This is a genomic window from Micromonospora sp. NPDC051543 (genome assembly GCF_044454415.1).
Classification (GTDB): Bacteria; Actinomycetota; Actinomycetes; order Mycobacteriales; family Micromonosporaceae; genus Micromonospora.
In genome coordinates this window covers 1-25,077 of the sequence record NZ_JBITDT010000007.1, presented here as the reverse complement: position 1 = coordinate 25,077, position 25,077 = coordinate 1, and the positions used below count along the sequence as shown (strand labels likewise).

Annotated in this window: 22 protein-coding genes, 1 tRNA gene and 1 other RNA gene; 11 read left to right on the top strand and 13 right to left on the bottom strand. The window is 70.4% G+C overall.

Annotated elements, in window-relative coordinates:
- Positions 1 to 45: 45 nt before the first annotated feature.
- A complete protein-coding gene (locus tag ACIA3K_RS14290; RefSeq protein ID WP_091591861.1) occupies positions 46 to 168 on the top strand; it encodes a 50S ribosomal protein L36 in 123 nt (40 codons plus the stop codon).
- 207 nt (positions 169 to 375) lie between these two features.
- Complete coding sequence (locus ACIA3K_RS14285) at positions 376 to 1,617, top strand: hypothetical protein (protein WP_396801332.1); 1,242 nt, start codon at positions 376 to 378, stop codon at positions 1,615 to 1,617.
- A gap of 56 nt (positions 1,618 to 1,673) precedes the next feature.
- On the opposite strand, the gene ACIA3K_RS14280 is transcribed toward ACIA3K_RS14285, so the two are convergent.
- Complete coding sequence (locus ACIA3K_RS14280; protein WP_396801330.1) at positions 1,674 to 3,047, bottom strand: class I adenylate-forming enzyme family protein; 1,374 nt, start codon at positions 3,045 to 3,047, stop codon at positions 1,674 to 1,676.
- The gene (locus tag ACIA3K_RS14275) at positions 3,037 to 4,575 is read right to left on the bottom strand and encodes an NAD(P)-binding domain-containing protein (protein ID WP_396801329.1); all 1,539 of its coding nucleotides are present in this window, start codon (positions 4,573 to 4,575) and stop codon (positions 3,037 to 3,039) included. The genes ACIA3K_RS14280 and ACIA3K_RS14275 overlap by 11 nt, the downstream gene beginning before the upstream one ends.
- A gap of 63 nt (positions 4,576 to 4,638) precedes the next feature.
- Here ACIA3K_RS14275 and ACIA3K_RS14270 point away from each other — a divergent pair, with 63 nt between their 5' ends.
- From ACIA3K_RS14270 to ACIA3K_RS14240, 7 genes are all read left to right on the top strand, one after another.
- Positions 4,639 to 6,156 carry an aromatic amino acid ammonia-lyase gene (locus ACIA3K_RS14270; RefSeq protein WP_396801328.1) on the top strand — a complete coding sequence of 506 codons (1,518 nt, stop codon included), beginning with the start codon at positions 4,639 to 4,641 and terminating at the stop codon, positions 6,154 to 6,156.
- The gene (locus ACIA3K_RS14265; protein ID WP_396801740.1) at positions 6,149 to 7,711 is read left to right on the top strand and encodes an FAD-dependent oxidoreductase; all 1,563 of its coding nucleotides are present in this window, start codon (positions 6,149 to 6,151) and stop codon (positions 7,709 to 7,711) included. Before ACIA3K_RS14270 ends, ACIA3K_RS14265 begins: the two co-directional genes overlap by 8 nt.
- Position 7,712: 1 nt before the next feature.
- Complete coding sequence (locus tag ACIA3K_RS14260; protein WP_396801327.1) at positions 7,713 to 8,714, top strand: alpha-hydroxy acid oxidase; 1,002 nt, start codon at positions 7,713 to 7,715, stop codon at positions 8,712 to 8,714.
- Entirely contained in the window at positions 8,711 to 9,964 is a 1,254-nt protein-coding gene (locus ACIA3K_RS14255) for a cytochrome P450 (RefSeq protein WP_396801326.1), read from the top strand. The genes ACIA3K_RS14260 and ACIA3K_RS14255 overlap by 4 nt, the downstream gene beginning before the upstream one ends.
- Positions 9,961 to 11,220, top strand: a complete 1,260-nt coding sequence (locus ACIA3K_RS14250) for a cation:proton antiporter (RefSeq protein ID WP_396801325.1) — start codon at positions 9,961 to 9,963, stop codon at positions 11,218 to 11,220. The genes ACIA3K_RS14255 and ACIA3K_RS14250 overlap by 4 nt, the downstream gene beginning before the upstream one ends.
- 70 nt (positions 11,221 to 11,290) lie before the next feature.
- On the top strand, positions 11,291 to 11,947 hold the full coding sequence (locus ACIA3K_RS14245) for a response regulator transcription factor (RefSeq protein WP_396801323.1): 657 nt from the start codon (positions 11,291 to 11,293) through the stop codon (positions 11,945 to 11,947).
- Entirely contained in the window at positions 11,944 to 13,179 is a 1,236-nt protein-coding gene (locus ACIA3K_RS14240; protein ID WP_396801321.1) for a sensor histidine kinase, read from the top strand. Before ACIA3K_RS14245 ends, ACIA3K_RS14240 begins: the two co-directional genes overlap by 4 nt.
- 59 nt (positions 13,180 to 13,238) lie before the next feature.
- On the opposite strand, the gene ACIA3K_RS14235 is transcribed toward ACIA3K_RS14240, so the two are convergent.
- Together ACIA3K_RS14235 and ACIA3K_RS14230 are read right to left on the bottom strand one after the other, a co-directional pair.
- Positions 13,239 to 13,311: transfer RNA gene (locus ACIA3K_RS14235), tRNA-Ala, on the bottom strand.
- Between the two features lie 87 nt (positions 13,312 to 13,398).
- Positions 13,399 to 13,989 (bottom strand): YqgE/AlgH family protein, encoded by a 591-nt coding sequence (locus tag ACIA3K_RS14230; protein ID WP_396801320.1) that lies wholly within the window; start codon positions 13,987 to 13,989, stop codon positions 13,399 to 13,401.
- A gap of 172 nt (positions 13,990 to 14,161) precedes the next feature.
- On the opposite strand from ACIA3K_RS14230, the gene ACIA3K_RS14225 reads away from it, so the two are divergent.
- Together ACIA3K_RS14225 and mdlC are read left to right on the top strand one after the other, a co-directional pair.
- The gene (locus tag ACIA3K_RS14225; protein ID WP_396801318.1) at positions 14,162 to 14,962 is read left to right on the top strand and encodes an S-methyl-5'-thioadenosine phosphorylase; all 801 of its coding nucleotides are present in this window, start codon (positions 14,162 to 14,164) and stop codon (positions 14,960 to 14,962) included.
- A gap of 123 nt (positions 14,963 to 15,085) precedes the next feature.
- Entirely contained in the window at positions 15,086 to 16,681 is a 1,596-nt protein-coding gene (gene mdlC / locus ACIA3K_RS14220; RefSeq protein ID WP_396801317.1) for a benzoylformate decarboxylase, read from the top strand.
- A gap of 19 nt (positions 16,682 to 16,700) precedes the next feature.
- Here mdlC and ACIA3K_RS14215 read toward each other — a convergent pair whose 3' ends face one another.
- From ACIA3K_RS14215 to pruA, 9 genes are all read right to left on the bottom strand, one after another.
- Positions 16,701 to 17,654, bottom strand: coding sequence for a hypothetical protein (locus tag ACIA3K_RS14215; RefSeq protein ID WP_396801316.1), 954 nt, complete (start codon positions 17,652 to 17,654; stop codon positions 16,701 to 16,703).
- A 69-nt stretch (positions 17,655 to 17,723) separates the two neighbouring features.
- Complete coding sequence (locus tag ACIA3K_RS14210; protein WP_396801314.1) at positions 17,724 to 18,365, bottom strand: hypothetical protein; 642 nt, start codon at positions 18,363 to 18,365, stop codon at positions 17,724 to 17,726.
- 82 nt (positions 18,366 to 18,447) lie between these two features.
- Positions 18,448 to 18,823: a transfer-messenger RNA gene (gene ssrA / locus ACIA3K_RS14205) on the bottom strand.
- Positions 18,824 to 18,926: 103 nt separating this feature from the next.
- A complete protein-coding gene (smpB, locus tag ACIA3K_RS14200) occupies positions 18,927 to 19,406 on the bottom strand; it encodes an SsrA-binding protein SmpB (protein ID WP_387112079.1) in 480 nt (159 codons plus the stop codon).
- Between the two features lie 140 nt (positions 19,407 to 19,546).
- Positions 19,547 to 20,422, bottom strand: a complete 876-nt coding sequence (gene ftsX / locus ACIA3K_RS14195) for a permease-like cell division protein FtsX (protein WP_396801313.1) — start codon at positions 20,420 to 20,422, stop codon at positions 19,547 to 19,549.
- A 68-nt stretch (positions 20,423 to 20,490) separates the two neighbouring features.
- A complete protein-coding gene (ftsE, locus tag ACIA3K_RS14190) occupies positions 20,491 to 21,171 on the bottom strand; it encodes a cell division ATP-binding protein FtsE (protein ID WP_007455859.1) in 681 nt (226 codons plus the stop codon).
- Between the two features lie 118 nt (positions 21,172 to 21,289).
- Positions 21,290 to 22,411 (bottom strand): peptide chain release factor 2, encoded by a 1,122-nt coding sequence (gene prfB / locus ACIA3K_RS14185; RefSeq protein WP_396801312.1) that lies wholly within the window; start codon positions 22,409 to 22,411, stop codon positions 21,290 to 21,292.
- 64 nt (positions 22,412 to 22,475) lie between these two features.
- Positions 22,476 to 22,991 carry a PadR family transcriptional regulator gene (locus tag ACIA3K_RS14180; RefSeq protein WP_266249116.1) on the bottom strand — a complete coding sequence of 172 codons (516 nt, stop codon included), beginning with the start codon at positions 22,989 to 22,991 and terminating at the stop codon, positions 22,476 to 22,478.
- Between the two features lie 176 nt (positions 22,992 to 23,167).
- Positions 23,168 to 24,796, bottom strand: coding sequence for an L-glutamate gamma-semialdehyde dehydrogenase (pruA, locus tag ACIA3K_RS14175; RefSeq protein ID WP_396801311.1), 1,629 nt, complete (start codon positions 24,794 to 24,796; stop codon positions 23,168 to 23,170).
- Positions 24,797 to 25,077: the final 281 nt, after the last annotated feature.

The window sequence follows — 25,077 nt, the reverse complement described above, 5'->3', positions numbered from 1 at the left end:
AACCGGTACCGATACAGGCCAGACCCCCAGGCCGAGGAGGCAGACATGAAGGTACGTAGCTCATTGCGTTCCCTGAAGCAGAAGCCCGGTTCGGTGGTGGTCCGCCGTCGTGGCCGGGTGGTCGTGGTGAACCGCGCGAACCCGCAGTGGAAGAGCCGCCAGGGCTGATAAGCCCCCTAGCGGACATAGCGTCGAGAACGCCCCGACCGGGACCATCCGGTCGGGGCGTTTCGCGTTCCGGTTCTCGCCGCGCGGTGCGGCCGGGTCGATGGCATCATGCCCCTTCATCAAGCATGTTCATCGATCGAGGGGGCGACGGTGCACGGAGCAGACAGAACATCGACCCTACGGCGTACGCGAAAGTTCGCCGCGGGTGTGGTCGGAGCGCTGGCCATGCTGGCCGCCGTTCCCACACCCGCGTGGGCGGCCACCTGGTCGCCGATCCAGGTCGTGTCGGAGGCCGGTTGGAGCGGGCAGGACCAGCCCTTCGTGGCGGTCGACCGGCAGGGCGACTCGCTGCTGGCCTGGGCGGGGTGCGACAACAACGCGAGTAGCTGCAACGACCAGGTGAAGGCGCAGCTCGTCTCGGTCGACGGCACAGCCGGCCCGATCCAGACGCTCTCGCCACTCGGCCCGTCCGCGCTCTGGCCGAAGGTGGCGTCCGACGACGACGGCGACTCCGCAGTGGTGTGGACACAGGACGGCATCGTGGCCGGCCGGCGGGTCTCCGCCACCGGCGAACTGGGTCCGCTACAGATGATCGCTACATGGCACGGGGCCAGTCCGGCCGTCGCGGTCGACCCGTCGGGGCTGGCGCTGGTCACCTGGACGGAGATCCGCGACGGCGCGTACACGACGAAGGCCCGCTACTTCGGCACGGACAGCTCCCTCGGCCCGGAGCTGACCCTCGGCGTCGGCGTGGACCAGCCCGTCGTGGGCATCGACCGCGCCGGGACCGCCGTCGTCGCCTGGACGGAGAGCTACGAGCGGGTCGTCGCGCGCCGGGTCAGTCCGCAAGGCGTCGCGCCGCTGCGCGTCATCGCCGGGCGGGCCACCGACGTGCGGTACGCCAGCGTCTCGCTCGCCGTGGACCGGGACGGCGACGCGGTGATCAGCTACCGGTGGTCCAAGTCGGGCGAGCCGCCCCGCCTGCGGGCACGGCACTTCAGCCACACCGACACGCTGGGCAGCGTCCTCAGCGTCTCGCCGGCCGCCCACGAGCTGAGCCTCTTCGACGAACTCGCCGGCGACCTCGACGGTGACGCGGTGCTGACCTGGGGCCGCTGGACTCCCGAGGGTATCCAGGTCTTCGCCCGCTCGATCTCCTCCACCGGCGTGCTGGGCACGGTCACCCGGCTCGGCGTCGGCGACTGGCCGAAGGTCGCCCTGGACGACGACGGCGACGGCCTGGTCACCTGGCAGGCCTGGGGTCCGGACGTCTCCACCACCCAGGTGCACGCCCGGACGATCGGCCAGGACGGCACGCTCGGGGCGGACGAGATCATCGCCCCCGACGGGCGGTACGCGCAGCCGGCGTCCAGCCCGACCGGCCGCTTCTCGGTGATCTGGCAGAAGGCGTCCTACGTGTACGACATCCGGGCGCGCTTCGGCCAGTAGCCCGACGGCGAGACGCCCTGACCGCCGCCTCGGTCAGGGCGTCTCGGACAACCCCGCTACCGGAGTTGACTCTTGTCGGGTTTGCCGCTGGCGGCGAGCGGAACCCGGTCGATGACCGTGACGGTACGCGGCACCGCGAGGTCGCCCACCTGTGCGGCCACGAGCTTGCGCAACAGGTCCGGATCCGGGGTCCTCCCGGCCGCCGGCACCACGAACGCGTGCACGGCCTCGCCGGTCGCCTCGTCCGAATCGCCGACGACGTACGCCTCGGCGATCGTGGGGTCAGCGGCGAGCGCCCGCTCCACCACTCCGGCGTGGACCAACTGCGCGTTGACGATGATCACGTCCCGGGTGCGTCCGAGCAGCCGCAGGTAACCGTCGGCGTCGAACTCCCCCAGGTCACGGGTCCGCACCCAACCGTCCACGAACACCTCGGCCGACTCGGCCGGATCCTGCCAGTACGACGATGCCTGCGCTGGCGTGCGGACGTAGATCTCCCCGTCGCGAAGAGCGACCTCCACGGCCGGGCGGCCGACCGTGGCGAGTGTGGCGGGGTCGGTCAGCATCTCGGCGGGGGTCACCATGGCGATCATCGAGGTCTCGGTCTGGCCGTAGCCGTGGAAGAGCACCGGACCCAGCACGTCGAGCGCCTCCGCCAGTCGGCCCGGCGCGAGGGGCGACCCGGAGACCATCAGCGCCCGCAGGTGACGCAGGTCCACCGGGTGGGAGCGCTGGTCCCGGATCAGCTGGTGCAGCTTGCCGACCGTGATCACGCTCGCCGTGGCCCGGTGCTCGACCAGGGCATCCGGGAAGACCGGCCGGGGTGCCACGACGAGGGTGCCGCCCGCCACGAGGGCGAGGATGCCGTACTCCAGCATCACCTGGCTGGCCAGCGACCCGAAGACCAGGTAGCGCTGCATCCGGGTGGCGAGTTCGGCGACGGCCGGTGGCCACCGGTCCGGGTGGGGGACCCAGGACGCCGACATGGCGGCATAGGTCTGCACCACACCCTTTGGTGTTCCCGTGCTCCCGCTGGTCCAGATGATCCGTGCGGGATCCTCGGCCCGTCCCGCCGCGACGAGTGGCAGCCCGTCGTCCGGCTGCTCGGTGAACGAGGCCAGCCGAGTCGGGTCGACCACGAGGGAGCCGGACAGCTGTGCGGGGCTCAGGTCCGCCCGCCACCCGGACACCCGCGCGCCAACGGCGAAGGCGGCGATGGTCGCGGCGAAAGCAGTGGCGGTGACCGGCAGGTCGAGCGTGACACCCACCCCGGGTCCCGCGCCGCACGAGCGCAACCCGGCCGCGACGCGCCGGATCAGACCCGCCATCTCCGACGCGGTCGTGACGACCGGCCCGTCCTCGAAGACCGGCCGGTCCCCGCCGGCGCTCAGGAGGTCCAGGACCGGCTGCGGCCAGACGTCAACGGGCATCGGCGAGGACACCCTTGACGAAGACCTCAAGGGGTTGCTGATGCACGGTCGGCAGGTCCCAGGTGTTCTCCAGGTTCTCCGCCAGGTGGTGCTCGGCGACGACCTGCCCGTCGCGCCACACCCGCACCACCGGATGGAGGTAGGTGGCGTCCTGGGCGGCCGTCGCGTCGTTCTCGGCCGGGCGCGGCACGGTGATGTCGAACGGGTCGACGTGGTCGTGGTCGGGGCCGTACTCGAGGGTGATCACGAACGCGAACACGTCCGGCTCCGCGTCCCGCAGATAGGCGACCGGCACCTCCTCCCGGTAGCGGGCGGCCTCGCCCTGCACAGTGATCACGTCGCCGAGCACCGAGAACTGCTGCCACAGCGCCGAGGTCACGTTGATCCGGGCGATGATCGAGGCGGCGATCGCCTCCGGCGTCAGCGCGACCTGCCGGGACGGCCAGGGCTCACCGTGGTGCCGCTCGCGGATGATGTGGTGCAGGGCCCGGGTGGCGTAGCGGAAGCCGTGGATGAAGCCGTTCGTGGACTTCTTGAAGTCACGCTGCTGGCTGAGGGTGCCGGCGAAGTAGAGGCCGGGAACGTTCACCGACTCGAAGGCCGGGGTCTGCGCCGGGAACCGATCGTTGATGACCAGCTCCGGCCGGGCCGACTCGGCGAAGAGGGAAGCGTCGAAACGGAACCCGGTGCAGAGGATGACCCGGTCGTACTCGAGTTCGCGCAGATTCTCGACCGTCCGGGCGTACCGGAAGAGCACGCGGTACCCGCCGCCCTCCCGCTCACTGATCCGCTCCACCGTGCCGTCCAGGACGGCGTTCTGCGACTTCAACTGATAGGTGTCCAGGAAGTTGTTGTTCACCGCGCGCAGGTGCCCGACGTAATGGGTCTGCCAGGCCAGCCTGATGGAGTGCGGTCCGGCGACGTGAATCGTCGCGGCGGTCTCGATCAGCGCGTCAGCGGTCTCGAACGCCGAGTTGCCCTTACCGACGATCAACACCCGCTGGTTGACGAAGTCGGCGGGGTCGACGGAGACGGTGTCGTAGCGCTCGGCCAGCTCCACGCCCTCGATGGGCGGCACGTAGAGCTGGGAGACGCCGGTGGCGACGACGACCCTGCGGGCCTCGAAGACCTGGTCGCCCGCCCGCACCGTGAACACGTCACCGGTCTTCGACACCGCCGTCACCCGGGTGTCGTAACGGACGCGCAGACCCCGCGCGAAATCGGCGAGATAACGCACCAGATCCTCGGCGGCGGGGAAGTAACGCGTGCTGTAGTTCTTGAACAGCAGCGCCGGATCGTCGGACAGCAGCGAGTTCCAGTCCGACCGTAGATTGAACTCGGGGTCCTCCGAGCCGGTCCACACCTTGTTGATCGAGATCAACTGGCGGTGCCGGGGATAGGTCTCAAAGAACATGCCCGGACGAGGGCCGCCCTCCAGCACCACATAGTCGTGACCGTCGCGCTCAAGCAGGGCCGCGAGCTGCAAACCCGCCGGCCCGGCTCCGATGATCAGGCAATCGTGCGTCATGCGGCGAAATGTACTGAGGCGATTTCAGAGCGCTCTGAGAAACTGTTTCTAACATCCGCTTCCATGACGATTCAGGTGGATCTGGCAGCACCGCTGCACCCCGCCGACCTGCGCCTCGCGGCCGGCCCGGTCACGCTCGTGATCAGTGACGAGGTGCGCGGCCGGGTGACGAGCGGCCGGACGTTCCTCGGCAAGGCACTCGGCGACGACCGGGCCATCTACGGCGCCACGACCGGCTTCGGGGCGCTCGTGGGGTACGCGGGCCGCGCCGACCAACGCGACCAGGCCGACAACACCCTCGCTCACCTCGGCGCGGGTCAGGGACCCGACCTCGCCCCGGATGTCGTACGCGCGACGCTGCTGGTCCGCGCCTGGTCCCTGGCCCGAGGCACGTCCGGGGTCTCGCCGCACGTGATCGACGCGCTCGCGGCCATGCTCGGCACGACGTTCACGCCGGCGATGCCCCGGCTCGGCTCGGTGGGCGCCAGCGGCGATCTGATCCCGCTCGGTGCCGCCGCCCAGGCGCTGCGTGGCCGTGGACACGCCTACGTGGACGGCGTACGGATGCCCGCCGGGGACGCGCTGACGAAGGCCGGGCTGGAGCCGCTGCCGCTCGACGGCCGGGACGCGCTCGCGCTCGTCAACGGCACGTCGCTGACCACCGCGGCGCTGACCCTCGCCCTGGACCGGGTCCGCGTCGCGCACCGTGTGGTGCAGATGCTGACGTGCCTCCTCGCCGACCTGCTCGGCAGCGACCCGCAGTTCCTCGACCCCGCCCTGCTGGCCGCCTACGGTCACTCCGGCGCCATCGACGTCGGCGCCATGATGCGGGCGACCTGCGCCGGGCTACGGCCGTCCGGCAGCAGACCCCTGCAGGAGCCGTACAGCATCCGCTGCGCGCCGCAGTTGCTCGGGGCAGCCGAGGACGCCCTGCGCTACGTGGACGGCGTCGTGGCGGCCGACCTCGGCGGGGTGAGCGACAACCCGCTGTTCTTTCCCGACGACGACAAGGTCGTGCACGGCGGCAACTTCTTCGGTCAGCCCGCCGCGTTCGCCGCCGACGTCCTGTCCATGGTGATCGCCCAGATCGGCAACCTCGCCGAACGCCAGCTCGACCTGCTGGTGGATCCGGGTCGCAACGGCGGACTGCCGCCGATGCTCGCGGCGGGGCCGGGGCAGCAGCACGGGCTACAGGGCGTCCAGCTCGCGTCGACGGCGCTCATCACCGAGATCAGGCGGGACACCGTGCCCGCGAGCGCGCAGAGCCTCCCCACCAACCTGCACAACCAGGATGTCATCCCGCTCGGCACGCAGGCCGCGCTCCGCGCCCTGGACCAGGCGGAACTCCTGCGCCTGATCACCGGCTCGCTCGGGCTGGGGCTGCGCCAGGCGGTGCACGTGGGGGCACGCCGTCCCACGGCGGCGGGCTGCGACCGCGCTCTCCAGGCCCTGGAAGAGGCAATCGCACCGATCGATCCGGATCGACCACTCGACGGTGACGTACGAACAGTGGTCGCGATTCTGGAAAAGCTTGAAAAATCTCTGATTTCCCGCTCGTACGGTGAGCGCCGTGATGCTTGATTACCTGATCATCGGGGCCGGGCCGGCCGGGCTTCAGCTCGCGGCCCTGCTCGAGGCCGACGGCAAGCGCGACTATCTGGTGCTGGAGGGCGCCGACGGGCCGGGGGCCTTCTTCGCCACCTATCCGCGGCACCGGACACTCATCTCGATCAACAAGCCGCACACCGGCACGGACGATCCCGAACTGAACCTGCGGCTCGACTGGAACTCCCTCCTCACCGACGATCCGGCGCTGCTGTTCACGCAGTACACCGAGCGGTACTTCCCGGACGCCGACGTGATGGTGCGGTACCTCGCCGACTTCGCGGCGAAGACGGGCGTCAAGGTCAGGTACGGCACCCGGGTGACCCGCGTGTCCAAGCGCGACGACGTCTTCACGGTCGAGGCCGGCGACCGACGCTGGGAAGCCCGCGCGGTGATCGTCGCCACCGGCGTCTCGAAGACCTACGAGCCGGACATCGCCGGATTCGAGCTGGCCGAGGGGTACGACGTGATGAGCGTCGAGCCGCGTGACTATCTCGACCAGAAGGTCCTGATCATCGGCAAGGGCAACTCCGCCTTCGAGACCGCCGACAGCCTCATGGAGACCACGACACTGATCCACGTCGCGGGGCCCAGCTCGGTCCGGATGGCGTGGCGTACCCACTACGTCGGGCACCTGCGCGCGGTCAACAACAACTTCCTGGACACCTATCAGCTCAAGTCGGCGAACGCGATCCTCGACGGCACGATCAAGAGCATCGAGCGCGACGGTACGGGCTACAAGGTCACGTTCAGCTTCTCCCGGGCCAACGAGGTCGTGAAGGAGCTGCACTACGACCGGGTGCTGGCGTGTACGGGGTTCCGATTCGACGACTCGATCTTCGATTCCTCGGCCCGACCCCAGCTCGCCATCAGGGACCGTTTCCCGGCCCAGACCGAAGCGTGGGAGTCGGTGAACGTGCCGGGGCTGTTCTTCGCCGGAACGATCTCGCAGGAACGCGACTTCAAGAAGTCCACGAGCGGCTTCGTGCACGGCTTCCGCTACGCCGTCCGCGCTCTGCACCGGATCCTCTCCCGCCGGTACGACGCCACGGACTGGCCGTCGGACAAGCTCGCCGCCGAGCCGGCGACCATGACCGCGGCCGTCATCGCGAGGGTCAACCGCAGCTCGGCCCTGTGGCAGCAGTTCGGGTTCCTCGCCGACGTGCTCACCGTCGCCGGAGACGAGGCCCGGTACCACGAGGAGGTGCCGGTGGACTACCTCGTGTCGACGGGCCTGCACACCGCCGACCACGAGTACGACCAGGCGTTCGTCGTCACGCTGGAGTACGGGCCCGACCACGACCAGGTGGACCCGTTCGACATCACCGTGTCCCGCATCGCCCAGGATTCCATCGGGCAGGCGCACGACGCGGCGTACCTGCACCCGGTGGTCCGTTACCGCCGCGCGGGCCAGTTGATCAGCACCCACCACCTCGCCGAGAACCTGGAGAACCGGTGGGATCGGCCCGACGTCCACGTTCGGCCGCTCGAGGAGTTCCTCCGCCGTTGCCTGTCCGGTGCCGAGGGCTGACATGGACCCCGTCCACCAGGACTTCTTCGAGGGCGGCGCCGGGCGGGAGCGCACCCTGGCCGCCAACGAGGAGGCCTTCGCGCGACGGTGGCTCGTGCCACGGGTGCTCCGGGCGACCGGCGAGCGCGACCTGCGGACCACGGTGGCCGGTACGTCGTTGGCCGCACCGGTGCTGGTCGCCCCGACGGCCTTCCATCGGCTCGCGCATCCGCAAGGGGAGGTGGCCACCGCGCGGGGGGCTGCGGCGGCCGGCACCGCGATGGTGGTGAGCATGGCCGCCACCCAGCCGGTCGAGGAGATCGCGGCGGCGGGCGGGACGCTGTGGTTCCAGCTGTACCCGCAACCCGACCTCGACTTCACGGAGTACGTCATCAAGCGCGCCGAATCGGCGGGCTGCCAGGCGCTGGTGGTGACCGTGGACTCCCCGGTGTTCGGGCGACACGAGCGTGACCTGCGCAACGGCTTCACGGACCTGCCGCCCGGCTACGCCTGCGAGAACATGCGGGACGCGACGGGCCGGGTGCGTTCGATCACGATGGACGCGACGGCGGGGTGGGACCGGATCGCGTGGCTGCGCGGTGTCACGGGACTACCGATCCTGCTCAAAGGAATCCTGCATCCCGCGGATGCCCGCCTCGCGGTCCAGCACGGTGCCGCCGGTGTGATCGTGTCCAACCACGGCGGACGACAGCTCGACGGGACGGTTCCCACGCTCGACGCGCTGCCTGCGGTGGTGGCAGCCGTGCGAGGGCAGCTTCCGGTGCTGCTCGACGGGGGTGTGCGCGGCGGCACCGACGTGGTGATCGCGCTGGCGCTCGGGGCGCGGGCGGTGCTGGTGGGGCGTCCGGTGGTGCGAGGGCTCGCGGCGGGCGGGTCGGCGGGCGGGTCGGCGGGCGTACGAGAGGTGCTCGAACGACTCACCACCGAGCTGGATCACACCCTCGCCCTGGCCGGAGCGCGGCGACCGGCCGACCTGACGCCCGATCAGGTGGTGACCCGGTGAAGGCCGTGGTCGACCTCCGGGAGTGGATCTTTCAGCGGGTCAACGGGAGCGAGGGCATCGCGGTGCCCGGGCCGCTGGTGGGGCCGGAGGACTTCGAGCGGGTCTACAGCGACCCGGCCGCCGACGGGCGCAGCCGCGGAGCGGGCCTGTCGGACCTCTTCTGGTACTGGCTCGCGCCCGGCCCGCACATGCACCAGGAGCACCTCGAACCCGGCGAGCGGTACCGGACCGTCGCACGGACGACCCGGCGGGCGCTCGCCTCCTCGCACCCGCGCTCCGAAGAGCTGGTCACAGCCGCGACCCGGCGGATCCTCGACGCGCTCCCGGCCGACCGGATCAGCCACGTACGGCTCCGTGACCTGATGATGCCGATCTGGGCCGAGGTCTCGTACGAGGTGGTGTTCGGCGCACCCTGCCCGCGCGACGTCCGCGATCTCATCGTGGCGAACGCGGACGACGTGGCCACCGCCCTGAAGGGTATGAGCCTTCGGCACATGACCCGGCGGCTTCGTCTGACGCGCTATCTGCTGGACCGGATCGACGCGGGCACCTGCCCGGTCGTGCTGCCGCCGCCGTTCACCGCGCAGGAGTCCGCGTGGTACGTGCACGGCACGTTCTTCACCACGGCGGTGGTGCAGATGTCGGAGGCCATGACGCACATCCTGCTGTGCGCCGGGGCCGTCACGGACACGTCGGACTCATCACTCGAGCGGGTCATCGACGAAGCGCTCCGCGTGTACCCCCTCTTCGGCATCGCGCACCGGATCACCTCCGCACCCATCACGGTCGGCGACCACGTCCTGCGAACCGGATCGGTGCTGCTCTTCAACTACCGGGCCTACCAGCGCACCGGTCCCGCCGCCGACGAGGAGTTCGACCCGGACCGCTGGCTGTCGTTGCGTCGGCAGGACGCGCACTTCATCCCGTACGGCGTGAACGCCAACCGGGCCTGTCCGGCGCGCGGCTCGGCACCGGTCCAGCTCCGCGCGGCGACCCGGGAGGTGCTGCGGCGCTTCTCGGTCGCGTCGTCGGTAGCGCACACCCGTTCGCTGCCCAGTCGCGGTCCGGCATACCTGACGCCCCGGGGCCTTGCCGGGCCCGGCCGCAACCGGCTCGCTCTCATGCGGCAGCGCGACCGCCTCTTCGACGTGGGCCGCTCGATCAAGCAGCTGGTCTGCGGGACGTGGATGGTCGTCGACGCCCGACGACAGAAGTTGTGCACCCGATACTTCGAGGAGGTCGGCTCGTGACGCCCACTCAACTCGCTCCGCGGTTCTTCATCGCGGTCGCGGTCATTCTGCTCTTCTGCAAGCTGGTCGCCTGGCTCCTCGGCAAGGTGGGCCAGCCCGCCGTCGTGAGCGAGATGCTCGCCGGGGTGTTGCTCGGCCCATCGCTGCTCGGCCTGCTCTGGCCGGGCGCGCAGGCCACGCTCTTTCCCGCGCCGCTGCTGCCGATCCTGTACGTGGTCGGCCAGGTCGGCCTGGTGCTGTTCATGTTCCAGGCCGGGTACGCCTTCACCTCCCACCGGCTGACCAATCTCGCCGGCACGGCGGGAGCGGTGTCGCTCGCGGGTGTCACCGCGCCGCTGGTGTTGGGCATCCTGCTGGTCCTGGGCGTGGCGGGCTTCGTACCGATCCATGCGGACGACGTGTCGCTCGGTGTGTCGGCGGCGTTCGTCGGCGTGGCCCTGGCGATCACGGCCTTTCCGATGCTTGCCCGGATAATCACCGAGCGCGGCCAGACCGGTACCCGGCACGGGATGGTCGCCCTGGCCAGCGGCGCGATCGACGACATGGTCGCGTGGATCATGCTGGCGGTGGTGCTGGCGTTCGCCTCGGGCGAAGCTGGCCCGGCCGTGGTCACCGCGGGTGGCGCGGTGCTGTTCGGGGTGGCGCTGTGGCTGGGTGGGCGGCGGGTGACCGGCTACGTGATGGGGTTCCCGAGCGACCGCGCGCGGCTGCTCGGCACGGTGGCGCTGCTCTTCCTGGTCGCCTGGTACACCGACGAGATCGGGCTCTACGCGGTCTTCGGCGCCTTCGCGGTCGGTGTGGTGATGCCGCGCTCCGAGCAGACCGACAAGGTGGTCGACACGCTGTCGCCGATCGCCGCGACGGTGTTCCTGCCGCTGTTCTTCACCTACTCCGGGCTGCGCACCGAGTTCGCGCTGCTGGGCAATCCCGCCGTCCTCGGATTCGCCGCCGCGTGTGTGGCCGTGGCGATCGTCGGCAAGTACGGCGCCTGCTGGGCCGCAGCCCGGATGCGCGGTGAGCCGAACGGGGTCGCCCTGCGCGTCGGCGCCCTGATGAACGCCCGTGGTCTGATGCAGCTGATCGCGCTCAACGTGGGTCTGGAGGCGGGCATCGTCAACCCGTCGCTCTTCACGGTGTTGGTGCTGGTCGCGCTCATCACGACGCTGATGACGACACCGCTGCTGAGCTGGATCGAACGGCGCGAGGCCCGCACTCGCGCCGCCGAGCCCTCGCTTGTGACCGCCGGAACCCCGTAGATTGTTGTTTGCGACGACAAGTTTTCCGGAATATAGAGACATGTCGATGAGTCGGTGTCACTATCTACCCATGAACCGACTCCTGCTCGTCGAGGACGACTCGGAGCTACGCGGGATGGTGGCCGAGACGCTGACCGGCGAGGGATACGTCGTCGACCAGGCCCCCGACGGCCAGCGCGGTCTGCACCTGGGGCTCACCCGGCCGTACGACGTAATGGTGATCGACCGACGCCTACCCGCCCTCGACGGACTGGACCTGGTCGTCCGGCTGCGCGCCCGGGCGGTGGCCGCCCGGGCGCTGCTGCTGACCGCGCTCGGCACCGTCGAGGACCGCGTCGCCGGCCTCGACGCGGGCGCCGACGACTACCTCACGAAGCCCTTCGACCTGGACGAGCTGAGCGCCCGCATCCGGGCACTCTGCCGCCGGGTCACCGACTCCACCGAGGTGCTGCGATTCGGGTCGGGCCAGCTCGACCTCTCCGCGCGCGACGCCGTCCTGCCCGACGGCACCCGGATCGCCCTCTCCGCACGCGAGTTCGAGCTGCTCCGGGTGCTCGCGGCCCGGCCGCTCACCGTCCACTCCCGCTCCGAGCTGCGCAGCCGGGTCTTTGACGAGGCTGCCGCGGCGTCCCTGGTCGACACGTACGTCTACTACCTGCGTCGCAAGCTCGGCCGCTCGGTGATCCGGACCGTCCACGGTCTCGGCTACAAGCTGGGTACCCTGTGAGTTTCGAGGACACCATGCTGCGCCGGGCCAGGGCGCGGGTCAGCCTGCTCGTCGGGCTCACGATGACGGCGCTGCTCGCCCTGGGCGCCGCCATCTCCTACGTGGCTCTGCTGCACAACCAGCAGGAACAGATCGAACGCGAGCTCAGCTACGGCGTGGTCCACGGAACCATCAACGGACCGCCGGCCTGCAGCTGGATCATCCTGTACGACGGCGGCCGCATCGACCTGGGCCGGAACCCGCCCCCGCCGGGTTTTCCCCTGCGGTCCGCCATCGACGCGGCGGCCCTCGACGGTCAGGTCCACAGCGACAAGATCGAACGCAACGGCACGACCTACTACGTCCGCACCCAGCCCCGCGGCACGGGAGTCGTGCAGGCGGTGTTCGACGCACGTTTCCAGATCTCCGACCGGCGTCACCTGCTCGCCGCCTTCCTCCTCGCCGCGATCGTCGGCCTCGCCGCGGCGGCGCTCACGGGCATCGCCGTGGGCCGCCGAGCCGTGGCGCCGCTCGCCGAGGCGCTCGGCCGGCAACGCCGGTTCGTCGCCGACGCCAGCCACGAGTTGCGCACCCCCATCGCCCAGGTACACACCCGCGCCCAGATCCTGGCCCGCCGTGCCGGCACCGACCGCGCCGACTACGACCGCCTGATCGAGACCACCGGCCGGCTCGGTGAGATCGTCGACGAGCTCCTGCTCTCCGCCCGCCTCGCCGCCACCCCGGTCGACCGCCACCCCTCCGAGCCCGTCAACCTGGCCCTCCTCACCGCCCAGGCCGTCGACTGCGAGGCCGATCGCGCCGCGGAGCAGGGCGTCCAGCTGCACATGACCGTCCCGGACACCCCGATTCTCGTCTGCGGCATCGCCTCGGCCCTGCGCCGCGTGGTCGGCGAACTGCTCGCCAACGCCCTCACCCACACCCCGAGGGGCGGTCGCATCGACGTCGCACTGCACACCTCCCGCCGGAGCGCGGACCTGGTGGTCATGGACAGCGGAGCCGGCTTCGACCCCGCCGACGCGCCACACCTCTTCGACCGTTTCCACCGTGGCGCCGGGGCCGCGGATCGCCGCTTCGGTCTGGGCCTCGCGCTGTTGAAGGAGGTGGTCACCAGCCACGGCGGGACGATCTCCACCGACAGCCGACCCGGCGCCGGGGCGACCTTCATCGTGCGGCTACCGACAGTTCCGCCCCGGGCTGTCCTGACCGCCTCGGTGGGGAGAGGTACGACCTGAAACAGGTCAGCGGCCTGACCGGAATTCCCGATCAAGCCGCTGACCTGCACAAACAAGGGTGGAGCCGAGGGGACTCGAACCCCTGACCCCCACACTGCCAGTGTGGTGCGCTACCAGCTGCGCCACGGCCCCTTGCTGTCGTCCCGGTCGCCCGGGCACTGGGAAACTATACACAGACCCGCCCGCATGGTCATCTCGCGGGGTCCTCACCCGGCCGGGTCAGTTCAGCGCCACGTCCGGCGGGAAGTGGGCGACGGCGGCCATCATCCCGCCCTGCCGGCGCAGCACCATCGGCCACAGGTCGTCGGGGCGGTCGACGAAGGCGTCGCCGGGCAGGGCGTCCAGCACGAACCAGGACCCGTCGGCGATCTCCTGCTCCAACTGGCCGCTGCCCCAGCCGGAGTAGCCGGCGAACACCCGGATGCCTCCGATGCTCTCCCGCAGCTTCTCCGGGTCGACGGAGAGGTCGATCGTGCCGACCGCCCCGGACACCTGGTGGAAGCCCTTGAGTCGCCGTAGCGGTTGCCGCATCCGGGCCAGGCAGATCGCCGAGTCGGGTTGCACCGGGCCGCCCTCGAAGAGCACCGCCGGGTGGCGAGCCAGGTCGCTCCAGTCGCCCAGCACCTCGGCCACCGGCACCTCGGTCGCCCGGTTCAGGACGACGCCGAGTGCGCCGCCCGGCTCGTGGGCGACCAGCAGCACCACCGTACGGTCGAAGTTCGGGTCCTTGAGCGCCGGAGTCGCGACCAGCAGCCGCCCGGTCATCGACTCCATCGCTCGTCCGCCGATCGCCTGGCCCTCTCCCTGCATCCCACCTACCCGTCAGCCGTGAGCCCGCGCCCGGGATCCGTCATCCGCCGCCTCCGCACGGTGCATCGGGGTCAGCCGCGCTGTCAACGCCATGCCTGGCACCATAGCCTGCGTCCCGGGCGCTGGCTAAGGTCTGAGCGGCGGGTGATCGGACAGTTGCGACGGAGGTTCCATGGCACCGAAGGCGGACCTCGCGGTGATCGGCGGCTCGGGGCTGTACGCGCTCCTCGACGGCACCCCCCATGAGCTGGGCACCCCTTACGGTCCACCGTCGGACGCGGTGACCATCGCGGAGGTGGCCGGGCGCCGGGTCGCGTTCCTGCCCCGGCACGGCTCCGACCACCGCTACCCGCCACACCGGATTCCGTACCGGGCCAACCTGTGGGCGCTGCGCTCGCTCGGCGTACGCCAGGTGTTGGCGCCGTGCGCGGTCGGCGGGCTGCGCCCGGAGCTGGGCCCGGGCACGTTCGTGGTGCCGGACCAGCTCGTCGACCGCACCAGCGGACGGGTGCAGACCTACTACGACGAGGGCGCGGTGCACGTGCCGTTCGCCGACCCGTACTGCCCGAAGGGCCGCCACGCCCTGCTCGCCGCGGCGGCCGGGCGGGACGTCACGGCGGTGGACGGCGGGACCGTGGTGGTGGTCGAGGGCCCCCGGTTCTCCAGCCGTGCCGAGTCCCGCTGGTACGCGTCGATCGGCGGCACTGTCGTGAACATGACTGGCCATCCGGAGGCGGTTCTCGCCCGGGAGATGGCGCTCTGTTACTCCTCCATTGCGCTGGTCACCGACCTGGACGCCGGGGTGCAGGCGGGCGAGACGGTGACCCAGGACGAGGTGTTCCGGGTGTTCGCGGCCAACACCGACCGACTTCGGGACGTGCTGCTGGACGCGTTGGCCGCGCTCCCCGCCGAGCAGGACTGCGCGTGTGGTCGGGCGTTGGACGGCATCAAACTGCCCTTCGCGCTCCCCTGAGCGCTTCCGGACGACCTCCCCGGACGCCGGAAAAGCCCGAAAGGTCTGTCACATCCCGATAGATTCGGCTGATCGGGAGGGCGGCCCACGGTCGCCCCTGCGCGCGAGCGGAGGCAGGCGACGATGGCAACGGTCCGGGACGCGACGTACGACGTGCTCCGCACCCTGGGCATGACCACCGTCTTCGGCAACCCCGGCTCCACCGAGGAGCCGTTCCTGCAGGACTTCCCGGCCGACTTCCACTACGTCCACGCGCTGCACGAGGCCACGGCCGTGGCGATGGCCGACGGGTACGCCCAGGCCGCCGGCCGGCCCGCGCACGTCAACCTGCACACCGCACCGGGCCTGGGCAACGGCATGGGCAACCTGGTGACCGCCTGGCACAACAAGACGCCACTGATCGTCACCGCGGGTCAGCAGACCCGGGAGATGCTGCTGCTGGAGCCCCGGCTGACCAACCGACGGGCCGTCGAGCTGCCCGAGCCGTACGTCAAGTGGAGCTACGAGCCGGTCCGCGCGCAGGACATCCCGGCGGCGCTGCTGCGGGCCCACGCGACCGCCGTACAGCCCCCGGTCGGGCCGGTCTTCCTCTCCCTGCCGATGGACGACTGGGCCAAACCCGCCGAGCCGCCGCCCGCGCCGCGCTCGGTGGCGACCCGCTTCGGGCCGGACCCGCAGCGGTTGGAGATGTTCGCCCGGGTGCTGGCCGACAGCCGCGACCCGGTCCTGGTGTTCGGCCCCGGCGTGGACCGCTCCGGCAGCTGGCCGGCGGCCGTCGCGCTGGCCGAACGACTTGCCGCACCGGTCTGGTCGGCACCGGCACCGGAGCGGGCCGTCTTCCCGGAGGACCACCCGCAGTTCCGGGGGGTCCTGCCGTTCGCCATCGGGCCGCTCGCCGAGGCTCTGCACGGGCACGACACCGTCCTGGTCGTCGGCGCCCCGGTGTTCCGCTACTACCCGCACGTGCCGGGCAGCCACCTTCCGGAGGGCGCCCGGCTGCTGCACGTCACGGACGACCCGGACGAGGCCGCCCGAGCGCCGGTCGGGGACAGCCTGCTCGGCGACCCCGGACTGGCCCTCACCGCCCTGCTCGACCTGCTTCCGGCCGCCGGTCGGCAGCCGCCGGCACCCCGGGCCGTCCCGCCGCCGCCGGAGGTCACCGTGCCGCTGAGCGCCGACGCGATGTTCGCCGCGTTGGCCGCGCACTGGCCGGCCGACGGCGTGCTGGTCCAGGAGTCACCGTCCAACCTGGCCGCGCTACGCCGCAACCTGCGCATCACCCGACCCGCGTCGTACTTCACGATGGCCAGCGGGGGCCTCGGCTACGGCCTGCCGGCGGCGATCGGCGTGGCGCTGGCCGAGCGGGACACCGGGCGCGGCCGACCGGTGGTGGCGGTGATCGGCGACGGCTCGTTCCACTACTCGGTGCAGGCGCTCTGGACCGCCGCGCGCCTGTCCCTGCCCGTCGTGATCGTCGTCCCGATCAATCAGCAGTACGCGATCCTCAAGGCGTTCGCCGAGCTCAAGGACACTCCGGGGGTGCCCGGGCTGGACCTGCCGGGCTTGGACGTCACGGCGATCGCGGCCGGCTACGGCTGCGCCACCGAGGTGGTGCGAACCCCCGACGAGTTCGGCGCGGCCCTCGCAGCCGGGCTGCGCGCCGGGGGTCCCACCGTGCTGCCGGTGCCGATCAGCACCGACGTGCCCACGATCCTCTGACCGATGTACGGGGCCGTCGTCACCGTGCGGCGATCGACAGCGGAGCGCCGTCGACGACGTCCAGCACGGGCCGCGCCCCCAGCGGCGCGTCCAGGGTGACGGTGACCGGTTGCAACTTGAGCATGGCGTTGCAGACGCCGGTGGCCCGGGTGACCGTGCCGCCGACCACCACCACGTCCGGCCGTTCCGACACCAGCGGGGTGATGCCCGTGTCGCAGGAGCCGACGCCCAGGTGGATGGTCAGCCGTGCGCCGTCGACCGCCACGAGGTCCGGTGCGGCGACCACGCCGTCCGGTGGCGGCTGCGTCGGCGGGGACACCGAGGGGACCGGTGTGACCGCCGTCGGCGCGACGGCGAGCCGGGCCACCGGGGTGGCCAACTCCTCCACCGTGAACAGCCACGCCGGGACCTGCGCCTCGCCCCGACTCGTACGGACCGGCACGGCGCCGAGGGTCACCCCGGTGACGGTCAGCGGGAGGCAGGCCGTCTGCGTCGTGCTGGTGGCCCAACCGTCCGGTCCGGGCTCGACCGTGGGACCGCCGGGGCTCGGCAGTCCGGGCCGCTTCGGCCGACCCGGGCACGGCAGCGGATCACCCTGAGCGAGCTGCCGGTACGCCTCGACGGCGCTGACCAGCGGCAGGGTCAACCGGCCGTCCGGGAAACGGATCTCGCCACTGACACCGGTCGACGGAATGGCGACCTGCGCGCGGTACCAGCCGGACCGGAAGGCCGTCTCGGTGTCCGGGGTGAAACGCGGATCGCCGGTGAGCACGGTCGGGCCCTGGAGGGGGACGTACCCGTCACGCCAGCCGGGACCGGGCCGCCAGGCCGCGGCGACCGCGGCGGCCCGGTCGTCGAACGCACGATGGGCCGACGTGGTGGGACCGCGACCGGGGGCGGGGTCGGCGACGGGAGCGGCGCAGGCCGCCACGGACAGCAGGGGCAGGACGAGCAGCAGGACCGGTCGACGCATGACGGGTTCGACGGTGTCGCCGCGGCGTCGGTTCCGGTATCGGCTTCAGGTCTCGCGCCGGCTGTCGCCTCAGCGGTGTCCGTCGGCCAGTCGGCGCAGTTCGGCGGCGACGGCGCGGGTGTCGGACGCGGCGTCCGGTCCGGCCACCGAGAACGCCTCGGCCAGGGCGCGCAGCTCGGACGGTGGCAGGACGGGCAGACCCATGCCCCGCAGCGGGATCGTGACCCGCTGCGCGTCGACTCGGTCGGTGACGACGATGGCAGAAAGACCACCACGGCCCTCCGGGTCGCGGTACGACGCGGGGTCGACGCGGGCCGTGGCGAGATCGACGGTACGGCTGCGAAGCGCACCTCGTACCAGCACCCGGGTGCCGTCCAACCAGGCGGCCGTCCGCAGCACCCGCAGCACGAGGTAGATACCGAGCAGCACGAACGGGAGCCCACACAGCCCGAGGAGGAGTCCGGGTTGCTCCGCGCCGCTGGCGGACTCCCGCAGGGCGGGCGGCCGCATTCCCGGCGGCAGGTCGCGGGCCTCCTCGTAGGAGGCGAAGCCGTCACCCGGGCCGGTGAGGCGACGCAACAGCCCGCCCGCGAGCACCGGCCCCAGCACGAAGGCCGCACCCACACCCGCGACGAGCACCCCCGTCACCACCGCGAGCGCACGGTGACCGGCTGAGGCGCCGACCGACAGGCGTAGTCCCTGGTTCGTCACAGCGGCAGCGTAGGCGGCGGCGACCCACTCGTCACATACGACGATGCGCCCCGGCCGGTGGCCGGGGCGCATCGCTTCGAGGTGGTGGAGGTGCCGGGAATCGAACCCGGGTCCTTCGCCGGTTTGTCAGGGCTTCTCCGAGCGCAGCTCGCTGTGCCTCTACTCGGCCCCACCGCTCACGCGAGCAAGTTGGTGTGACGGGCCCAGTCGCTGATTGATCTCGCCGCACGGACCCCGCGACCGGGTCCGATTGGCCAGCCTTCTAGCTGATGCCGGCTACTGGGACGAAGGCGTTCCCAGGCCGACAGACTTAGCTACTCGCCTCAGGCGGCGAGAGCGAAGTCAGCGCGATTGTTCTTGGCGCTTATAAGTTTCCGACGACCGATTCTCGAGACGACGTCGGCTTCCTCGGCTCGCTTCCCCTGTCGCTGCGTACGAAGTCGAAACCAGTCACCCCCTCGACAGGCCACCTTGTGGCGGCACTGACAAGACTAACGCCTGCCGCAACGGCTTTCATCCCGAGGCCCGGTCCGGCACGCCGACCCGGACAAACGGGACGAATCAGTCGGCCATCCCCTTGCCGCGCCGACCGGACACCCGGGCGATCTCCCGGTCCGCGTCGCGCTTGGCGAGGTCCTGGCGCTTGTCGTACGACTTCTTGCCCTTGGCCAGGGCGATCTCCACCTTGGCCCAGCCGTCGGAGAAGTAGACCTGCAACGGGACGATGGTCAGACCGCCCTCGCGGGTCTTGCCGACCAGCTTGTCGATCTCACCACGGTTGAGCAGCAGCTTGCGGGTACGCCGGGGCTCGTGGTTGGTCCAGGTGCCCTGGGTGTACTCCGGGATGTGCATCGCGTGCAGGTACAGCTCGCCGTCGCGCTCCTGGGCGAACGCGTCCACCAGCGACGCCCGCCCGGCCCGCAGCGACTTGACCTCGGTGCCGGTCAGTGCCATGCCCGCCTCGTACGTGTCGAGGATCGAGTAGTCGTGGCGCGCCTTCTTGTTGGAGGCGACCACCTTGCGCCCCTTTTCCCGTGGCATCGGCGCCACCCCCTTTCCCTGGTTGGTCCGATCGCGGGTCACCCCGGCCGGACAACCGATCATGCTACCGGAGTAACAAGGACCCTCCCGCGCCGTTTATTTCCGGCTGCGGGAGGGTCCTTGTCAGCGGACTGACCTGACTAGACCCGCAGGTAGAAGCGCAGGGTGATCCAGGCGGTGGCGGCGCTGACCAGGCCACCGACGAAGGCCATCAGCGGGAAGATGACCAGGATGTCGCCCCAGCTGATCGGCGACAGCAGACCCTGCAACGCCTTGAGTGACCCGTCGAAGAGCAGATATTTCGCTGCCACCAGGGCCACCAGACCGAGCAGTGCGCCGATCAGACCGGCTACCACGGCCTCCAGCACGAACGGCGCCTGGATGAACCAGTTGGACGCGCCGACCAGTTTCATGACCGCCACCTCGCGCCGCTTGCTGTACGCGGCGACCTGGATGGTGTTGGCCACCAGGAGCAGCGCGGCGATGGCCATCACGATCGCGGCGGCCAGCGCGATGTTCTGGATCGCGGTGAGGACGTCGAAGATCTTGTCCAGGAGCCGGCTCTGGTCGACGATCTCGTCGACCCCCTCGGTCTCCTTGTACTGGTCGTAGATGTTCTTGTACTGCTCCGGGTTCTTCAGCTTGAGCCGGAACGACTCCGGAAGCTGATCCGGCTTGACCGCGTTCACCAGGTCCGGCGCGTCCTGGTACATCTCCTGGAACTTCTTGTACGCCTCGTCCTTGTTGACGTAGATGACGTCCTTGACCAGGGGGTCGTTCTTCAGCTTGTCGTTCAGGTCGGTGCGCTGCTGCTCGCTCACCTCCTGGGTCAGGAAGATCGAGACCTCGATGTTCTTGTAGTAGAGGTCCTTCATGTCGTCAACCTGGCGGTACATCAGACCGCTGGCGCCGAGCATGGTCAGCGAGACCGCCATCGTGATGATCATCGCGATGGTCATGGTCACGTTGCGCCACAGTCCGACCAGTACCTCGGACAGGACGTATTTCACGCGCATCGGGATTTCCTCCGGGTCTCCGGCATGAGGTGTTCGTCGTCAGGCTGCGTAAGGGGTGAAGCGCCGGCTCACCCGTAGACGCCGCGGGCCTGGTCACGCACGATGCGACCGCTCTCGATCTCGATGACGCGGCGGCGCATCTGGTTCACGATGTTGGAGTCGTGGGTGACCATCACGACGGTCGTGCCGGTGCGGTTGATCCGGTCCAGCAGACGCATGATCTCGATCGAGGTGTCCGGGTCCAGGTTTCCGGTCGGCTCGTCCGCCAGCAGGATCAGCGGACGGTTCACGAACGCCCGGGCGACGGCGACCCGCTGCTGCTCACCACCGGAGAGCTCGTGCGGATAGCGGTGCTCCTTGCCACCGAGCCCCACCAGCTCCAGCACCTCCGGCACGACCCGGCGGGCAACCGCCTTGGTCTTGCCGATCACCTCGAGAGCGAATGCCACGTTCTCGTAGGCGGTGCGGTTCGGAAGCAGCCGGAAGTCCTGGAAGACGCAGCCGATTGAACGCCGGAAGTGGGGTCGCTTCCAGGAGCGCATCGACGTGACGTCCTTGCTGTTGACGATGACGCGTCCCTTGTTGGGGGTCACCTCGTGCAGCAGCATCTTGATGATCGTGGACTTGCCGGAGCCGGATGGACCGATGAAGAAGACGAACTCGCCCTTCTCGATCGAGACGGACACGTTGTCGAGCGAAGGCCGGGACGCCTTCGGGTACGTCTTCGTCACTTGCTCAAGCTGAATCACGGGTGGTGAGTCTACGCGGTGTAACAACTGAGCCAAGCCCCACGCCCCGCAGATGGGGCGCGCGTCGTCGAATCAGGCTCTCACCTGGAGATCGACGACGCGCTCCGCCCACGCATCGTCACGCACTGTCGCTGGCGAGCTGCCGCTGCTTACGCCAACGGATACCGGCCTCGATGAAACCGTCCAGTTCGCCATCGAAGACGGCGCTCGGATTGCCGGTCTCCTGCTCGGTTCGGAGATCCTTCACCATCTGATACGGGTGCAGGACGTACGAGCGCATCTGGTCGCCCCACGAGCCGGCGGCGTTCTCCTTGAGGCCCTCCAGCTTGGCCTGCTCCTCCTGGCGCTTGCGCTCCAGCAGCCGAGCCTGCAGGACCCGCAGCGCGGAAGCCTTGTTCTGCAGCTGGGACTTCTCGTTCTGGCAGGTCACCACGATGCCGGTGGGGATGTGGGTGAGTCGGACGGCCGAGTCGGTGGTGTTGACGCTCTGCCCACCGGGGCCCGAGGAGCGGTAGACGTCGGTCCGGACCTCGTTCTCCGGGATGTCGATGTGGTCGGTCTGCTCGGTGACCGGCAGCACCTCGACGCCCGCGAAGCTGGTCTGCCGGCGGCCCTGGTTGTCGAACGGACTGATCCGGACCAGCCGGTGGGTGCCCGACTCGACGCTGAGCGTGCCGTAGGCGTAGGGCACCTTGACGGCGAAGGTGGCCGACTTCAGGCCCGCCTCCTCGGCGTACGAGGTCTCGTAGACCTCCGTCGGGTAGCCGTGCCGCTCGGCCCAGCGCAGGTACATCCGCAGCAGCATCTCGGCGAAGTCCGCCGCGTCCACACCGCCCGCGCCGGCGCGGATGGCGACCAGCGCCTCTCGGGAGTCGTACTCGCCGGAGAGCAGGGTGCGGACCTCCATCTCCTGGATGGCCTTGGTCAGCCCGGTGATCTCCGACTCGACCTCGGTCAGCACACCCGGGTCGGACTCGGCCTCGGCCAACTCCAGCAGCACCCGGGCGTCGTCGAGCTGCGAGCGCAGGCTGCCCAGCTTGCTGATCTCGCCGTTGACGTACGACAGCTGCGAGGTCACCTGCTGAGCCTTGGCCTGGTCGTCCCACAGGTCCGGGGCGGACGCCTCCTGCTCCAGGCGGGCCTTGTCCTCGTGCAGCCGGTCCAGATTGAGGACGGCCTCGATGTTGCGCAGGGTCGCGTCGAGTTCCTTGAGCTGTTCGGCGTAATCGGCAGCGGTCACGACAGACAAGCGTACTGTGCCGGCAGCGGCGCAGCTCGTTCCGTGCCCGTGAACCCGCCGACGATCACCCGGCGGGGGCGGACTTCAGCCAGGACAGGGCCGCCCGATGGTAGGCGACGGCGAACTCCAGCGCGCTGGCGTCGTACGTCTCGCCGTCCCGTTTGGCGTTCTTGACCTGCTCCCGCACCTGGGCGAGGGCCTCGGTGTGGTATTCGTTGGCCGAGGCGTACAGGCTCTTGAGCTGGCTGGACGAGTGGAGGTTGCCGAAGGCCATCCGGAGCGCGATCGGGTTGCGGATCGTGTCCCGCCCCGGGTTCTCCGCCAGCCAGCGGGAAAACGTCCGTTTCCCGCTGGCGGTGAGCGCGTACGGCTGGCTCATTCGGGGGCCCGGCTTGCCGAGCCGTACGTAGCCCCGCTCGGCCAGGACCGGCAACTCGCGGTAGACCTGACTGCGGGTCATCGACCAGTAGGGCGCCAGCCGGCGCTCTGCGGCGGCCATCAACTGACCGCCTGTCATGGGACCCTCGTGGAGCAGCCCGAGAAGGGCCGCCGCCGTGGGGTTGACTCCGGATTCCGCCATGCCCGTTACGCTGCCACTTTGCGCTGCCGGCGTCCAGGATTTGGCGGTTTGCCACCCAAGAAGGACTTCCTAAGTGCACTGTCGGCGACAGACTGTCCGTTGAGGACTATCGATGGATCTCCGCCCTCGGCCGACCGCCGGCGGCGCTACGCACGCCGCCGGCGGGTCACCGCAGGTCACCCCATGTGGGGGTACATGTGGTCGGTCGGCGGCACGAAGGTCTCCTTGATCGTGCGCGGCGACACCCAGCGGACCAGGTTGAGCCAGGAGCCCGCCTTGTCGTTGGTGCCGCTGGCACGGGCCCCACCGAACGGCTGCTGCCCGACGACCGCGCCGGTCGGCTTGTCGTTGATGTAGAAGTTGCCGGCCGCGTACCGCATGCGCTCGCCGACCGCGTCGACGACCCGGCGGTCGGTCGCGAACACCGACCCGGTCAGCGCGTACGGGGCGATCGACTCGGCCTGCGCGACCACCTCGTCGAAGCGTGCGTCGTCGAACACGTGCACGCCGAGGATCGGCCCGAAGTACTCGGTGGTGAACGTCTCGTGCGCGGCGTCGGAGCACTCGAAGAGCGTCGGCCGGACGAAGTAGCCGACCGAGTCGTCGGCCGTGCCGCCGGCCAGCACCCGGCAGCTGTCGTCACCGTTGATCAGCTCCAGCGCCGCGGTGTGCCGGGCGAACGCCTTGTCGTCGATCACCGCGCCACCGAAGTTGCCGAAGTCGGCCACGTCGCCGTAGGTCAGCGAGTCGGCGGTCGCCGCCAGACGGTCACGCAGGCCGCCCTCCCAGATCGAGCGCGGCACGTACGCACGGGAGGCGGCCGAGCACTTCTGGCCCTGGTACTCGTACGCGCCGCGGATCAGCGCGGTGTGCAGGGCGTCCACGTCCGCGCTGGTGTGCGCGACCACGAAGTCCTTGCCGCCGGTCTCGCCGACCAGCCGCGGGTAGCCCCGGTAGCGCGCGATGTTGTCGCCGACGGTCTTCCACAGGTGCTGGAACACCTTCGTCGAACCGGTGAAGTGGATACCGGCCAGGTCCGGATCGGCGAGCACGACATCGGAGACCTCCTCGCCCCGGCCGGTCACCATGTTGATCACGCCGGGGGGCAGGCCGGCGGCCTCGAAGAGCCGCATGGTGAAGTGCGCGGCGAACTGCTGGGTCGGGCCCGGCTTCCAGATCACGGTGTTACCCAGCAGCGCCGGCGCGGAAGGCAGGTTGCCGGCGATGGCGGTGAAGTTGAACGGGGTGACCGCGTAGACGAAGCCCTCCAGCGGCCGGTGGTCGAAGCGGTTCCACACGCCGGGCGACGACGCCGGCTGCTCCTGGAGCAGACGCCGCGCGAAGTGCACGTTGAAGCGCAGGAAGTCGATGAACTCGCAGGCCGAGTCGATCTCCGCCTGGATCGCGGTCTTCGACTGGCCGAGCATGGTGGCGGCGTTGAGGGTGTCCCGCCACGGGCCCGCGAGCAGTTCGGCGGCGCGCAGGAAGATCGCGGCGCGCTCCTCGAACGGCAACGCCCGCCACATCGGCGCGGCGTCCTTGGCCGCCTTGATCGCGGCCCGGGCGTCGTCGTGCGAGGCGTGCGCGGTCACGCCCAGCACGTGCGCGTGCTTGTGCGGCTGCACCACGTTGATCGGGTCGCCCGCCGCCATCCGCTGCTCCCCGCCGATGGTCATCGGCAGGTCGATGCGCTCGGCGGCCAGCTCGGTCAGCCGCCGCCGCAGCCGCTCCCGGTCTGCGCTGCCCGGCTCGTAGTTGCGAACCGGCTCGTTGCGCGGCTCGGGAACGGAGAACACGGCATCCATCAAGGCTCCTGGCGATCTCGACAGCAGTGGCGAAACCGGACCCGCGGGCACCGACCGGATAGTCGGACACCGGACGCCGCGCGGGGTAGCCGAGCAGCGGCGGGACCTCCCGCGATTGTTTCACGCGTCGGTGCTGGCCCTGCCGCCGCCGTCACTGCCTGGCTCAGGACCGACTGGCTCTTCTCTCCTTACCGGTCGCGGCTCGCCGTGTGGCTCGCCGTGGTGGGCTGGGGCGAGCGTCCCCGGCTCCGGGCGGTCAGGCTTGATCCCTCCGCCGGGGA